Consider the following 13,808-nt stretch of genomic DNA (forward strand, 5'->3'; position numbering starts at 1 on the left):
TCTTAACCTCTGTCCACGCTGCCCGGTGCGCGGTTCCGGCCTTGGGCGCGGGCTTCGGGTCAGCGGCTGACGATCCCGGCCCCCTTGCGCGTCCAGATCAGGCGGTCGGCCGTGTTCAGCGCGACGACCTTGCTGTCGGTGGGGGCCTCGGTCCCCAGGGCCGCGACCAGGGCAGACGTGTCCATACCGGGCAGTCCGGCGAAGGCGTCGTAAAGCGCATCGGCCCCGTCCGCCTCGACCGGGATGTGCAAGACCTCGCCGGTCGCAGCGCGCAGTTTCCAGACCCGGTGGCCGCGATGGGTGAGAAGGCGAAGCTCGGTCAGGTCGGGCAGACCGACGAAACCGCCGATCCGGGGACCCATGTAGGCGATCTGCGCCTCGGTCACGCGGACGATCCCCGGGGCCTCGCCCGGCTGGCGGAAGCGCAGGCGACGGACGGCGACGGCGGCCCAGCTGAGGGAGAAAAGGGTCAGGACAAGCCCAATGCCGGGGAGGACAAAGCCGGGGCGGAAGATCAGCCAGAGGCCAAGCGCCGCGCCCGCACCCGCCGCGATGACTTCGCGCCAGCGGGTTAGGCCTTGGGTGATCTCGGGGCGGAAGAAGCTCACCGCCAGTCCCCGCGGGCTGCCTGCCAGAGGGTGATCGCCGCGACCGCTGCCGTGTCGGCGCGCAGGATGCGGGGGCCGAGCGACAGGGCAGTGACGCCTGGGCGGGTGCGGAGGCGTTGGGCTTCTTCGACCGAGAAGCCGCCTTCCGGGCCGATGAGGATGGCGGCGGGGGCGGGGGGCAGCGGGGAGTAGGTTGCCTCGGGGCCTTCCGTTCTCACCGACGCCTCGTCGCACCAGAGGAGCGCGCGGCCTTCGGGCCAGTCGCGGAGCACGCGGTCGAGGGGGGCAAGGTCGGCGACCGGGGGGACGAAGGTGGCGCCGCATTGCTCGGCGGCCTCGACGGCATGGGCCTGGAGGCGGTCCTGCCGGATGCGTTCGGAGTTGGTGTGGCGGGTCTGCACCGGCAGGATCCGGGCAACACCAAGCTCCACCGCCTTTTCGACGATGAAGTCGGTCCTGGCCTTCTTGACCGGTGCGAAGAGAAGCCAGAGGTCGGGCGGCAGCACGAGCGGCCGGGTCTGGGCCTCGCAGGTGGCGATGGCGCCGCGCTTGCCGGCTACGGTCAGGCTGGCCCGCCATTCCCCGTCACGCCCGTTGAAGAGATGCACCGGGGCGCCGACGGCCAGCCGCATGACCCCGGTGAGGTAATGCGCCTGATCCGGCGTCAGGGGCACGGCTTGCCCCGTGGCCAGAGGGTGGTCTACATGAAGCCTGATCCCGGACATGAGCGTGACCCTATGACCCCGCCGTCGCAAATTCCAGAGGCCGAACCGGCGGGCGTGGTCGCCGATGCGCCGAAAGGGAACTGGGTGGACCGTTTCGCCCCCCCTGCGACGCGGCCCTATCTGCGGCTGAGCCGGGCGGACCGGCCGATCGGGACCTGGCTTCTTCTCATCCCCTGCCTCTGGGCGATCGCGTTAGCGGGCGGGGTGTCGGGGTTCCGGCCCTGGGATCTGTGGCTGGTCGTCTCTTGCGCCATCGGGGCCTTCCTCATGCGCGGCGCGGGCTGCACCTGGAACGACATCACCGACCGCGACTTCGACGCCGAGGTTGCGCGGACGCGCAGCCGCCCGATCCCCTCGGGTCAGGTCACGGTCAGGGGGGCGCTGGTCTGGATGGTGGTGCAGGCGCTTCTGGCTGCGGGGATCCTGTTCACCTACAACTGGCTGGCCATCGGCCTGGGCGTCGCCTCGCTGGCGCTGGTCGCGGTCTATCCCTTCGCCAAGCGGTTCACCTGGTGGCCGCAGGTCTTTCTGGGGCTTGCGTTCAACTGGGGCGCGCTGCTGGCCTGGGCCGCCCATGCGGGCGAGGTGCCCGTGGCGGCGGTCCTGCTATACGCCGCCGGGATCGCCTGGACGCTTTACTACGACACGATCTATGCCCACCAGGACCGCGAGGATGATGCGCTGATCGGGGTGAAGTCGACCGCACGGCTGTTCGGAGAGAACAGCCGGCGCTGGCTTTGGGGGTTCTTCGCCCTGACGCTTCTCTTCTTCGCCGCCGCCGTGGTTAGCGCCCATGCCGGCGAAGGCCGGGTACTGGCGCTGGTCGTGGCGCTTGGAGGGGTCTGGGCGATGGGGTGGCACATCCAGTGGCAGATGAGCCGGCTGGACCTTGATGACCCGGCGTCATGCATGGCCGTCTTCCGGTCGAACCGGGATGCCGGACTGATCCCTGTGCCGTTTCTTGCCGTTGCGGCCTGGCTTGGTTGAACCCGGACGCCCGAACCCCTAGGAAGCGCAGGGCACCAAGGATGTGCCGAGTCGCCCGGAAAGCCTGCCCTTGACCAAGTTCCTGCGTCGCCTGTCCGCTACCACGCTTGCGCTGCTGGCGTTCATTCTTGCGGCCATGCTGATGGTCGTCGTGGCCTATGGTTCGGCCCTGGTGATCGAGGCGCGAACGAAGCAGGTGGTGAGCGACCGGCTGGCCGAGCAGGGGGTAGACTGGATCTCAGTGCATGCGGATGGTCTGCAGGTGCAGCTGAGCGGTACGGCCCCGACCGAGGTGGCGCGGTTCCGGGCGGTGAACCTGGTGGGCGGGCTGGTCGACAGCTCGCGCATCCGCGATGGCCTTGACGTGACCCCGGCATCCGCGATCAAGGCACCGGATTTCTCGGTCCAGATGCTGCGGACGGATGATGGCGTGCAGCTGATCGGCCTGATGCCGGAGGCGGCGGGCGAGGAAAGCCTGACCCGCGTCTCGCTGGCCGAGGCGGCGGCGGCGATCATGCCGGAGACCGAACTGACGAACATGCTTGAGACGGCGGGCCACCCGGCCCCCGAGACCTGGGACGAGGCCCTGACTTTCGGGCTTGAGGCGTTGCGACGGCTGCCGCGATCGAAGATCTCGGTCGGGGCGGGGCGCGTCGAGGTGACGGCGATTTCCGACAGCCTGGCGCAGAAGCGGCGGCTGGAGAGCGATCTGCGGGCAATCGCTCCTTCGGGAGTCGAGCTTGTCATGGACATCTCGGCCCCGCGGCCGGTGATCACGCCCTTCACCTTGCGTTTCGTGGTCGACGGCGAAGGCGCGCGGTTTGACAGCTGCTCGGCGGATACCGAACGGGCGCAGGCGCGGATCATTGCGGCCGCCACGGCTGCGGGGATGACGGGGCGGCCGATCTGCACCATCGGGCTGGGCACGCCGACCCCCCGCTGGGCGGACGGGGTGGTCCTTGGCATTCGCGCGGTGGCCGAGCTTGGATCGGCGACGATCACCTTCTCGGACGGGGATGTGACGCTTCTGGCGGGAAGCACGGTCAGCCAGGCCGCTTTCGACAAAGTGGTGGGAGAGCTTGAGACCGGGCTGCCGGACGCCTTTTCGCTGACCTCGACGCTGGAAAAGGCCGAGACGGCGGTCCAGGGCCCGGCAGAGTTCACGGCGACGCTCTCGTCGGCAGGCAAGGTCGAATTGCGCGGCCGCCTTACGGATGACCTGCAGCGGCAGGCGGTTGATGCCTTCGCCCGCGCGGCCTTCGAGGGGGCCGAGGTGCTGATGGCGACACGGACCGACGCCGCCCTGCCGGACGGCTGGCCGGTGCGGGTCTTCGCCGGGATCGAGGCCCTGGCCGAGGTCGAGGAGGGCTCGCTTCTCGTCCGGGCCGATACGGTCGAGGTGACGGGTGTGACCGGCTCGCAGGACACGCGGAGCCGGATCACACAGATCCTGTCGGGCCGGCTGGGGCCGGGGCAGACCTTCCGGGTCAACGTGCGCTATGACGAGGCGCTGGACCCCATCGCCTCGCTGCCGACGCCCGAGGAATGCGTGGCGGATGTGAACGCGGTGATCGCGCAGAAGAAGATCACCTTCACCCCGGCCTCGGCAGAGCTGGCCACGGACGCACGCCCGGTGCTGGACGCGCTGGCCGAGATCCTTGTGGCCTGCCCGCCGATCAAGATGGAAATCTCCGGCCACACCGATGCCCAGGGGTCGGAAGGCGGGAACAAGGCTCTGAGCCAGGCCCGGGCCGAGGCAGTGCTTCTGGCACTCCAGGGCCGGCGGGTGGACATCTCGGGGATGAATGCCGTGGGTTACGGCGAAGAGATGCCGATCGCCGACAACGGAACCGAAGAGGGCCGGGAGGCCAACCGGCGTATCGAGTTCGTGCTGAAAGGGGTCAAGGGGGCGGAAGGTGCCGCAGAGGCGGCACCCGTCGCTGCTGACACGGTTGCGGGTGCCGTTCCGGCCGAAACGGAAGTGCCGGCTGCGACCCCAGCCGCTGGCACCGATGCTGCCGCCACCGAGGCCGCGACGCAGCGCGTGGCTGCGGCTGAGAGCGCCCCGGAAGCTGGCGCGGCGACGCCTGCGGCAGCCCCGGATTTCTCGGGCGATACCAGCCCCTCTGTCGCGCCGACGGAAAAGACGATACGACCCTTGCCACGGCCCGAAGACCTTGAGGCCGAAGGAAATCCATGAACCGCACCGAATTCGTCATCGCCACCGCCATCATCCTGCTGCTTGCCTTCGCGCTTGGCTGGTTCACCCATTGGCTTCTGCACCGCTTTACCCGGGTGCAGGGTGGCGACATGGCGGAGATGGACAGGCTGGCGCAGTCGCTGCATGAGGCGGAAGAACTGCGCGACCAGGCGCTGGCCTATCTTGAACAGCGCGAGTCCGAGCTGATCACCCAGATCAACCAGACCGAGGCCGAGCTGAAGGCGGCGATGGAAGGCTTGCGGGACGCGCGGCATGAGGCCGAGGAAATGCGGTCCTACATCGATCGGATGCAGGCGAACGGCTGATAAGCCGATTTCTTCGAAGAAATCGCGCCGGAGCCTTTGTAGGCTCCGGTCAGGGGTTCTCGAAAACTCCGGGGCCTTACGTCCAGGCCTTGCAGAATTTGATCAAAACATGGCATGATTGGTCGGGGGAAACTGGACATCCCGCCCAGCGCGTGGCACGCCGTTTCCCAATCAATGGAGGCCCCCATGCTCGATTCCGTGACCGACCTCGCGTCGCTTCTGAAAGATCCCTCGCTTCTGGTGACGAAGGCCTATGTCGCCGGCCAGTGGGTCGACGCCGATGACGGCTCGACCTTCACGGTGACCAACCCGGCGCGCGGCGACGTGATCTGCCACCTGCCGAACCTTGGCCGGGCCGAAACCGCCCGCGCCATCACCGCCGCCCACAAGGCGCATCGCGAATGGGCCGGTCGCACCGGCAAGGAGCGCGCGCAGGTCCTGCGCAAGTGGTTCGACCTTTGCATGGCGAACCAGGACGACCTGGCCACGATCCTGACCGCCGAGATGGGCAAGCCGGTGCCCGAGGCGAAGGGCGAGATCGCCTATGGCTCGAGCTATATCGAGTTCTACGGGGAAGAGGCGAAGCGCACCTATGGCGACATTATCCCCGGCCACCAGCGCGACAAGCGGATCCATGTGCTGAAGCAGCCGATTGGCGTGGCCGCCTCGATCACGCCCTGGAACTTCCCGAACGCGATGATCGCGCGGAAGGTTGCCCCGGCGCTGGCCGCAGGCTGCGGTTTTGTCGCGCGCCCCGCCGCCGAGACGCCGCTGTCGGCGCTGGCGCTGGCCCTTCTGGCCGAGCGCGCGGGCGTGCCGGCGGGCCTTTTCTCGGTCATCACCTCGAAGCGGTCGTCGGATATCGGCAAGGAGTTCTGCGAGAACCCGCTGATCCGCAAGCTGACCTTCACCGGGTCGACCGAGGTGGGTCGCATCCTTCTGAAGCAGGCCGCCGACCAGGTCCTGAAATGCAGCATGGAGCTTGGCGGGAACGCGCCCTTCATCGTCTTCGATGACGCCGATCTGGACGCCGCGGTCGAAGGCGCGATGATCTCGAAGTTCCGGAACAACGGCCAGACCTGCGTCTGCGCGAACCGGATCTACGTGCAGGCCGGCGTCTATGACGCCTTTGCCGAAAAGCTGACGGCCGCCGTGAAGAAGCTGACCATCGGCGACGGGCTGAAACCCGGCGTCACGACCGGCCCCTTGATCAACGAAGCCGCGATGGACAAGGTCGAAGAGCATATTGCCGACGTCCTGGCCGGTGGCGGCAAGGTCGTGCTCGGCGGCAAGCGGCACGAGCTCGGCGGGTCGTTCTTCGAGCCCACGGTCGTGACCGGGGTCACGCCGGACATGAAGGTCGCGCAGGAAGAGACCTTCGGGCCGCTGGCGCCACTGTTCAAGTTCGAGACCGAAGAAGAGGTAATCGAGATGGCGAACAACACCATCTTCGGGCTTGCCTCGTATTTCTACGCCCGCGACATCGGCCGGATCACCCGGGTACAGGAGGCGCTGGAATACGGGATGGTGGGCGTGAATACCGGCCTCATCTCGAACGAGATGGCGCCCTTCGGTGGCGTGAAGCAGTCGGGCCTTGGCCGTGAGGGCAGCCGTCACGGGATCGACGACTACATGGAACTGAAATACGTCTGCCTCTCGATCTGACAGGGCACAAAGGAAAACAAGGGGCGGCCGCCGGGCCGCCCTTTGTGCATTTCGGCAGGCCGGTCACGCCGGTTCCCGCATCTGGCAGGGGTGGGTTCGGTGCGCTAGCTTTCGGCTCGACGCCAATCCAAGGGTTCCGAGATGTCGAACGAGTATACCCCGCCGAAGGTCTGGAAATGGGAGCAGCCCTCGGGCGGCACTTTTGCCAGCATCAACCGCCCGATCGCCGGGCCGACGCACGAGAAGGCCCTCCCGGTCGGCAAGCACCCGTTGCAGCTTTACTCGCTGGCGACGCCGAACGGGGTCAAGGTCACCATGCTGCTTGAAGAGCTGCTGGACGCGGGCCACGACGCCGAATACGACGCCTGGCTGATCGACATCGGCAAGGGCGACCAGTTCGGCTCGGGCTTTGTCGAGGTGAACCCGAATTCGAAGATCCCGGCGCTGATGGACCATGCGGTCAGCCCGCCGCAGCGCGTGTTCGAAAGCGCGTCGATTATGCTTTATCTGGCCGAGAAGTTCGGCGGGGCCTTCATCCCGAAAGATCCACGGAACCGGACCGAGATGTTCAGCTGGCTCTTCTGGCAGATGGGGTCCGCGCCGTTCGTTGGCGGCGGCTTCGGGCATTTCTACGCCTATGCGCCGACCAAGCAGGAATACCCGATCAACCGTTATGCGATGGAAACGAAGCGCCAGCTGGACGTGCTGGACCGGCATCTGGCCGAGCATGAGTGGATGGCCGGGGAATACTCACTGGCCGACATGGCGATCTACGCCTGGTACGGGAACCTGGTGCTGGGGCGCGCCTACAACGCCGCCGAGTTTCTGGATGTGGCGAGCTACACCCACGTCCTGGCCTGGGCCAGGCGGATCGACGCCCGGCCTGCGGTGGTACGCGGGCGGATGGTGAACCGGACCTGGGGACCGGCCGAGGAACAGCTGCCCGAACGGCACTCGGCGGCGGATTTCAAGCGGGGCTGAGGTCGGGATCAGGCGCGGCGCGGTCGTGAAGTGTCATGACAGCGTGCCATGCGCGATGCAGGCTGCGGACGCATCTCTTTCAGAAAGGCACATGCCATGCAGTCGATCACCAAGCTGCCGTCGACCGACGGAATCGAGCCTTCCACCGCCGATCTTGACGGCTGGGTGGTGACCGAGGGCTCGCCCCGGATGAAGACCTGGGTCCTGCACACGGCCAAGGATGGCAGCATGGTCTCGGGCATCTGGGAATGCACCAAGGGCAGCTATCACGCGACCTACACGGCCTATGAATACGTGGTCCTGATCAAGGGCCGGATCGTCATCACGCCGGATGGCGGCACACCGGTCACCGTGCAGGCGGGGGATGCCTTCGTGGTCGAGAAGGACTTCAAGGGCACCTGGAAGATCGAGGAAGACGTTCGCAAGCACTTCGACTTCGTGGCGAAATGAGCCGCGTAGCCGTCGTCACCGGGGCGGCGGGGGGGCTTGGCCGGGCTTTCAGTGATAGGCTACTGGCCGATGGGCTGACGGTCGTGGGTGTCGACATCGACGGCCCCGCCCTTCTGGCGATGGCAGCGGACCGCGAGGGATTTGTCCCCGAAGCCGTGGACCTGACGGAGCCGGAGGCGATTGCCGACCTTTTCGACCGGCTGACCACCCGCTTCGGCGGGGTGGATGCGCTGGTGAACAACGCCGGAACGTGCTTCATGTCGGATTTCCCCGACATCCCGGCGGATGAGCTGACCCGGCAGATGGAGATCAACTTCCATTCCGCCTTCCACTGCTGCCAGCAGGCGGTGAAGGCGATGGCGGGGCGGCCGGGGGTGCGGAAGATCGTCAACATCTCGTCGAACGGCGCCTACAACTTCGACGTCTTCGACCCGCCGCATTACCGCGCCTCGAAGGCGGCGATGGACACGCTGACGAAGGACCTCGCCCGGCGCTATGCGAAAGAGAAGATCGCGGTGAACTCCATCGCCCCGGCGATGACGGAGACGCCCTTGTTCAACGTGCTGACCGAGGAGGTGCTGGCGAAGGCGATCAGCGCAATGCCGCATGGGCGGGCGATGCAGCCTGAGGAGATTGCGGCCTGGGTCGGGTTCCTGATATCGCCCGCGGGGGATGTGTCGTCTGGGAACGTCATCATCCTGAACCAGGGGCGCGACGTCCGGTGAGGTGTGGGCAAGAATTTTCGGCGAAGATTCTTGGGGTGCGCCCGGCGTGAAGGTCACGATCCACAAGCTCTTCGACTACCTTCTTGAGACCACCGCGGCCGAACCGCCGGAATGCTTCATCGGCTTCTCGCTCGCCCGGTCGCCGCGGCTGAAGGAGTTTCTCGCCGATCTCGACCCCGAGATGTCGCTGGACTGGAACGGCGTAAGCTTTCTTGGTCTGCCCGTTCTCCGGCAAAGGATTCTGGACCAGGCGGGCCTCGGGCTTCATCCAGATAGCGTGCTGATCACGGCGGGCGCTGCGGAGGCGAATTATCTGCTGTTCCGTCAGCTTCTTGTCGCCGGGGATGAGGTCGTGACCGAAGCGCCGGGTTGGCCGCAGGCGGGCGTGATGGCGAAGGCCATCGGCGCGCGTCTGGTCGAAGTGGCGCGGGATGAGGCGCGGGGGTGGTGGCTGGACCCCGAGGCGGTGGCGCGTGCCATCACCCCGAAGACGCGGATGATCTTCCTGACCAACCCCAACAACCCGACCGGGCGGCTGATCCCCGAGGCGGACCTGCGCGCGCTGGCGGCGCTGGCCGATCGCCACGGGATCTGGCTCGTGGTGGACGAGGTCTATGCTGGGCTGGAATGGGCTGGGCCACGGCCCCCTTCGATCGCCGGGCTGACGCCCTTTGGCATCACAACGGGATCGGTCTCGAAGGCGCTGGGGCTGCAGGGATTGCGGACCGGCTGGATGATCTGCCAAAGCCTGGAAGTCATCCGCGACGCGATGATCTTGCGCGAGAATTCGTCCGAGATCATGAACACGCTTGGTGAACGCATTGCCGAGGTGGCGCTGCGACCCGACCGGCTGGCTGCGGCGCTAAAGGTTGCCCGGGCGGAGGGGCGGGCCACGCTGGACCGGCTGGACCGTTTCGTGGCCGAGGAACCGCGGCTTTCCTGGCATCGGCCGGAGGCCGGGCTGATCGGGCTGGCCCGGGTTCAGGGCATCAGGGGCGAGGCGCTGGCCCGTGCGCTGCTGGAACCGCCCTGGCGCACCTTTCTTTTGCCGGGGTCCGCCTATGGCCAGCCAGAGCATGTCCGGCTGGGCGTCGGCGGCGGACCGGAGGCGCGGATGGAGGAAGGCCTGCGTCGCCTGCACCATTTCCTTGCCGGTGGCGACCCGCCAACGCTTTGATTTCAAAGGCGCTATTTGATAGCAATCGCGTGTCGTCCGCTAACGCCCCGGCGCATTTGCCTAACAGCCGCCCGGTCCCCATTCCTGTTCCATCGACCCGGGAGGTCCGGGTCAGACAGGAAAGGAAACGACATGCTGTCCACTGTCACACGCGCACGGAGCGCCGCTGCCGCCCTGGTTGCGGCTTCTGCCATGGCCCTCCTGCCTGCCGCCCCCGCGCAAGCCTGGGGGGACAAGGAGCAGAGCTTTGTTGCCGGGGTCGCCACTGCGGTGATCGTTGACCGGATCCTGCGGCAGGCGCCGCTGCTCCCGACCGTCCGCTCGGCACCGCCGGCCTATTTCGTTGATCCCACGCCAGTCCGCCCGGTGACACCGGCGCCGAGTGTTACGACGTCGATCTATCGCACCCCGGCAGCCGTGGCGTTCCAGAGCTATTCGCCGGCCGAGCGCAAGGCAATCCAGCGCCAGTTGCGAGCCTGGGGCTACTACCGCGGCGGCATCGACGGTGCCTTCGGACCCGGCACCTATCGCGCCATCGTGGACTTTGCCGCCGATGAGGGTCTGAGCACGCGCCTGAGCGAGACGCGGTCTGCCTACGGCATCTACGACAGCCTGCTTTACTGACGTCGGGCATGTCGGGGCGTCCCGGTCTACAGGAGCCCCCCGGCCCGGCTGACGCCCGGTCGGGGGGCGTTTTTGTCCGGGGGCGGGATTTTCGCGCGCGGCCCACAGCCACCGCCAAGGATTGCCCCGCGGCGTGCGTCACAGGTAACGTGATGCTGATGGATACATCCGACGAGATGCTGGCAACCGCCGCGGCGCAAGGCGACCGCGGGGCCTTTGCCACGCTGGTCGGGCGGCACTACGACCGCATCCACGGACTTGCCTGGCGGCTGACGGGCAGCCGGACCGAGGCTGAGGATCTGGCGCAGGACATCTGCGCCGCCTTGCCCGCAAAGCTGCAAAACTGGCGGGGCGAGGCGCGGTTCACCACCTGGCTTTACCGCGTGGTGGTGAATGCCGCACATGACCTCCGCCGTCGCCAGCAGACGCGGGCGAAAGCCTCGCTTGGCTGGGGGGACTGGGAACTGGCCCGGCAGGACGAGATTACGGCACAGGCCGAAGCGGAGGACTGGCTGGCCGAGGCGATGACCCGCCTGTCGCCGGAACTGCGCGACACCGTGGCGCTGGTCCTTGGCGAAGAGATGACCCAGGCCGAGGCCGGGGTTGTGCTTGGCGTCTCGGAAGGCACGATCGCCTGGCGGATGAGCGAAGTGAAGAAGCGCCTCAGGGCCATGGCACGGGAGGACGCGAAATGACCGACGATCTCGACGACCTCCGCCGCCGCCTGCGGGCCGCGCCTGCGCCGGATGCCGATGCCCGCGCACGCGCGATGGCGCTGGCGATGGAAAACTTCGACCGTGCCCAAGGATCGGCAGAAGCCGCCCGTTCCAGTCAGGACCGCCCGGAAGGGGCGGCCCCCCTGACAGGAGTACGCCGCATGCTGAACTTCCTAACCGCCCGCCCTGCCCTTGCCACCTCTGCCTCGATCGCGGCGCTTGCGATCGGGGTGGCGGTGATCCTGCCCGTCGCCGATCTGCGCCTGCCGCAGCCGGGCGGGTCCCCAATGTCTGCCACGCCCGCCGAACCGGCGAAGCCCGAGGCCGAGGCCAAGGTGGCCGCTGGCGACGCCGCGCGGACGGCGGAAACGGATGGGCAGGCCCCGGTTGCTGCGGCTGCGCCGGAACCGTCCCGCCCTGACCAGCCGCTTGCGGAGCTTGCCACCTCAAGCGAAGCACCGGCGGCCGCCCCTCCGGTGGCGATGGAGGAAGCCCTGGCGCTGGACGACAGCCGGATGCGCGCCGAGGGCGAAGTTGCCCTGGATTATGCAGCCGAGCCGATGGTTGCCCCGATGCCCGAGATGCTGCTCCCGCAGCCCGAGGACAGCGAAGCCTACGCAAACGCGGCGCCGAACCCGGTGAAGGTCACAGCAGAGGAACCCGTCTCGACCTTCTCGATCGACGTGGATACCGCGTCCTGGTCGGTGCTCCGCTCGACCCTGAACATGGCGATGCTTCCGACGCCCGATCAGGTGCGGATCGAGGAGATGGTGAACTACTTCCCCTACGCCTATCCCGCGCCGACGCCGGAAGAGGCGTTCTCCACCACCGTCGCGGTGATGGAGACGCCCTGGAACCCGGCCACACGGCTGGTGACCATCGGGGTGCAGGGGGCCTTGCCCGCCGTGACCGACCGCCCGGCGCTGAACCTCGTGTTCCTGATCGACACCTCCGGTTCGATGGAAGATGCGAACAAGCTGCCGCTTCTGAAGCAGTCCCTGACGCTGATGCTGTCGGAACTGCGGCCCGAGGATCAGGTGTCGATCGTCACCTATGCCGGTTCGGCCGGACTTGTCCTGCCCCCAACGGCTGCAGGAGACCGGGCAGCGATCCTTGCGGCGCTGGAGAACCTTGCGGCGGGCGGGTCGACGGCGGGGGCCGAGGGGCTGGAGCTCGCCTATGAGGTGGCCGAGGGCATGAAGGCCGATGGCGAGGTCACGCGTATCCTGCTGGCCACCGATGGCGACTTCAACGTGGGTGTTTCCGACCCCGAGGGGCTGGAGGCCTATGTTGCGAAGAAACGTAAGACGGGGACCTATCTTTCCGTGCTGGGCTTCGGCCGTGGGAACCTCGACGATGCGATCATGCAGACACTGGCGCAGAACGGGAATGGGCAGGCCGCCTATATCGACACGCTGAGCGAGGCGCGGAAGGTTCTGGTGGACCAACTGACCGGGGCGCTTTTTCCGATTGCGGATGATGTGAAGATCCAGGTCGAATGGAACCCCGCCACGGTCGCCGAGTATCGGCTGATCGGCTACGAGACCCGGAGCCTGCAGCGCGAGGATTTCAACAACGACGCGGTTGACGCGGGCGAGATCGGGGCGGGAACGCAGGTGACCGCGATCTATGAAGTGACGGCCCCGGGGTCGGAGGCGCTGCTGAACGACCCGCTGCGCTATGGTACAGCGGCGGTAACCGAGGCGGCGGGTGGTGAACTCGGCTTCCTGCGCCTGCGCTGGAAGGCGCCGGGGGCGGAGAGCTCGACCCTGATCGAAACACCGATCACCGGGAACGAGATGGCGACCGACGAAACCCACTTTGCCGCTGCGATCGCGGGTTTCGGACAGTTGCTGCAGGGTTCGGTCTACCTGGGAGAATGGGGCTGGGATGACGCCATTGCGCTGGCAGGCGGCGCGCGGGGCGATGATCCCTATGGCTACCGGATCGAGGCGGTCAACCTCATGCGGCTGGCGCAGGGCCTGTCGGCTGAATGACCCCATCGTGTGCTCCTCGGGCGGCTTCGCCTGCTCGTTGTACAGGGTGGAGCGAGGAGTGAGGACGCCATTGACGAGCGGTCGGCTGAAGCAAAAAAAACGGCGCGCCCCGCAGGGCGCGCCGATCCTATTGCGGTCCGAACGCGATCAGTTGACCGTCTCGGCCTTCGCCTCAAGCACCGGCGTCGCGCCGTTTGCACGGGCGATCTCGATCCGGCGGGGCTTCAGCGCCTCGGGCGTTTCGCGGACTAGGTCGACGTGGAGCATGCCATGCTCATGCACCGCGCCGGTGACGCGGACATGGTCGGCAAGGGCGAAGCGGCGCTCGAATGCGCGGGTCGCGATCCCACGGTGCAGATAGGTGCGGTCGGTCTCTTCGCCGGCCTTGCGCGCAGCGATGTGCAGGTTGCCGTCCTTGACCTCGACAGTCAGGTCCTCAGGCGCAAAGCCCGCAACGGCGATCGAGATGCGATAGGCATCATCCGCGGTCTTTTCGATGTTGTAGGGCGGGTAGGTGGGTTGGGTCACCTCGCTCGACAGCACGCGGTCCATCATGTCGGCGATCCGGTCGAAGCCGACGGTGGCACGGTACAGCGGGGCGAAATCGAGGTTACGCATTGTCATCCT

General features: G+C 67.3%; 14 protein-coding genes. 11 read left to right on the forward strand and 3 right to left on the reverse strand.

The window, feature by feature from the left end; genetic code table 11:
• Window positions 1–59: 59 nt before the first annotated feature.
• Window positions 60–608 carry a hypothetical protein gene (locus AC2D9V_RS03065; protein ID WP_484712563.1) on the reverse strand — a complete coding sequence of 183 codons (549 nt, stop codon included), beginning with the start codon at window positions 606–608 and terminating at the stop codon, window positions 60–62.
• A complete protein-coding gene (locus tag AC2D9V_RS03070) occupies window positions 605–1,333 on the reverse strand; it encodes a 16S rRNA (uracil(1498)-N(3))-methyltransferase (RefSeq protein WP_484712564.1) in 729 nt (242 codons plus the stop codon). The genes AC2D9V_RS03065 and AC2D9V_RS03070 overlap by 4 nt, the downstream gene beginning before the upstream one ends.
• Window positions 1,334–1,345: 12 nt before the next feature.
• On the opposite strand from AC2D9V_RS03070, the gene ubiA reads away from it, so the two are divergent.
• From ubiA to AC2D9V_RS03125, 11 genes are all read left to right on the forward strand, one after another.
• Window positions 1,346–2,320, forward strand: a complete 975-nt coding sequence (gene ubiA / locus AC2D9V_RS03075) for a 4-hydroxybenzoate octaprenyltransferase (RefSeq protein WP_484713394.1) — start codon at window positions 1,346–1,348, stop codon at window positions 2,318–2,320.
• 70 nt (window positions 2,321–2,390) lie between these two features.
• The gene (locus AC2D9V_RS03080; RefSeq protein WP_484712565.1) at window positions 2,391–4,520 is read left to right on the forward strand and encodes an OmpA family protein; all 2,130 of its coding nucleotides are present in this window, start codon (window positions 2,391–2,393) and stop codon (window positions 4,518–4,520) included.
• Complete coding sequence (locus AC2D9V_RS03085; RefSeq protein WP_484712566.1) at window positions 4,517–4,846, forward strand: hypothetical protein; 330 nt, start codon at window positions 4,517–4,519, stop codon at window positions 4,844–4,846. Before AC2D9V_RS03080 ends, AC2D9V_RS03085 begins: the two co-directional genes overlap by 4 nt.
• A 186-nt stretch (window positions 4,847–5,032) precedes the next feature.
• The gene (locus AC2D9V_RS03090) at window positions 5,033–6,511 is read left to right on the forward strand and encodes an NAD-dependent succinate-semialdehyde dehydrogenase (protein ID WP_484712567.1); all 1,479 of its coding nucleotides are present in this window, start codon (window positions 5,033–5,035) and stop codon (window positions 6,509–6,511) included.
• A gap of 141 nt (window positions 6,512–6,652) precedes the next feature.
• Window positions 6,653–7,492 (forward strand): glutathione-dependent disulfide-bond oxidoreductase, encoded by an 840-nt coding sequence (gene yghU / locus AC2D9V_RS03095; protein WP_484712568.1) that lies wholly within the window; start codon window positions 6,653–6,655, stop codon window positions 7,490–7,492.
• 96 nt (window positions 7,493–7,588) lie between these two features.
• The gene (locus AC2D9V_RS03100) at window positions 7,589–7,942 is read left to right on the forward strand and encodes a cupin domain-containing protein (RefSeq protein WP_484712569.1); all 354 of its coding nucleotides are present in this window, start codon (window positions 7,589–7,591) and stop codon (window positions 7,940–7,942) included.
• Window positions 7,939–8,667, forward strand: a complete 729-nt coding sequence (locus AC2D9V_RS03105; protein WP_484712570.1) for an SDR family NAD(P)-dependent oxidoreductase — start codon at window positions 7,939–7,941, stop codon at window positions 8,665–8,667. The genes AC2D9V_RS03100 and AC2D9V_RS03105 overlap by 4 nt, the downstream gene beginning before the upstream one ends.
• A gap of 46 nt (window positions 8,668–8,713) precedes the next feature.
• Window positions 8,714–9,844: a pyridoxal phosphate-dependent aminotransferase gene (locus AC2D9V_RS03110; protein ID WP_484712571.1), complete on the forward strand. Its 1,131-nt coding sequence runs from the start codon at window positions 8,714–8,716 to the stop codon at window positions 9,842–9,844.
• 132 nt (window positions 9,845–9,976) lie between these two features.
• Window positions 9,977–10,468 (forward strand): peptidoglycan-binding protein, encoded by a 492-nt coding sequence (locus AC2D9V_RS03115; protein ID WP_484712572.1) that lies wholly within the window; start codon window positions 9,977–9,979, stop codon window positions 10,466–10,468.
• 158 nt (window positions 10,469–10,626) lie between these two features.
• Window positions 10,627–11,163, forward strand: coding sequence for an RNA polymerase sigma factor (locus AC2D9V_RS03120; RefSeq protein WP_484712573.1), 537 nt, complete (start codon window positions 10,627–10,629; stop codon window positions 11,161–11,163).
• Window positions 11,160–13,181: a vWA domain-containing protein gene (locus AC2D9V_RS03125; RefSeq protein ID WP_484712574.1), complete on the forward strand. Its 2,022-nt coding sequence runs from the start codon at window positions 11,160–11,162 to the stop codon at window positions 13,179–13,181. The genes AC2D9V_RS03120 and AC2D9V_RS03125 overlap by 4 nt, the downstream gene beginning before the upstream one ends.
• Before the next feature lie 147 nt (window positions 13,182–13,328).
• On the opposite strand, the gene AC2D9V_RS03130 is transcribed toward AC2D9V_RS03125, so the two are convergent.
• A complete protein-coding gene (locus AC2D9V_RS03130) occupies window positions 13,329–13,799 on the reverse strand; it encodes an Hsp20 family protein (RefSeq protein WP_484712575.1) in 471 nt (156 codons plus the stop codon).
• Window positions 13,800–13,808 lie beyond the last annotated feature (9 nt).

It is taken from the genome of Tabrizicola sp. T46, from assembly GCF_057219895.1.